We start from the raw sequence: 548 nt of genomic DNA, 5'->3' as shown, positions 1-548 counted from the left end.
CGCTGACGCTCGACGACGGCCATGGCGGGACGGTCGAACGCACCGTGACGGTGACGATCCAGGGCACCAATGACGCGCCGGTTGTGGCCTCCGCCGACGTGACCGGCGGCGTGACCGAACTGGTGACGCCCACCGGCAACCTCACCGACAGCGGCACGATCTCGTTCACCGACGTCGATCTCACCGACACGCACAGCATCAACCCGACCATCGTCAGCTCCGCCAATGCGCTCGGCACGCTCACGGCCAGCGTCACCCAGGACACGACCGGCACCGGCACCGGCGGCGAGATCACCTGGAATTATTCGGTCGCGGCCTCGGCCGTCGAATATCTCGGCGCCAACGACACCAAGGTGGAAACCTTCACGCTGACGCTCGACGACGGCCATGGCGGCACGGTCGAACGCACCGTGACGGTGACCATCCAGGGCACCAATGACGCGCCCGTGGTGGCATCCGCCGACGTGACGGGCGGCGTGACCGAACTGGTGACGCCCACCGGCAACCTCACCGACAGCGGCACGATCTCGTTCACCGATGTCGATCTC

General features: G+C 67.2%; 1 protein-coding gene. It reads left to right on the top strand.

Annotation, left to right across the window (positions count from 1 at the left end; translation table 11 throughout):
• On the top strand, positions 1–548 hold a 548-nt coding region (locus tag AWJ14_RS14875), incomplete at both ends, for a VCBS domain-containing protein (RefSeq protein WP_210183553.1).

Origin of the sequence: Parahoeflea olei (assembly GCF_001703635.1) — a bacterium.
In the GTDB taxonomy this organism is placed as follows: Bacteria; Pseudomonadota; Alphaproteobacteria; order Rhizobiales; family Rhizobiaceae; genus Hoeflea; species Hoeflea olei.
The sequence above is the reverse complement of the archived record's forward strand: the minus strand, read 5'-3'. Positions and strand labels throughout refer to the sequence as shown.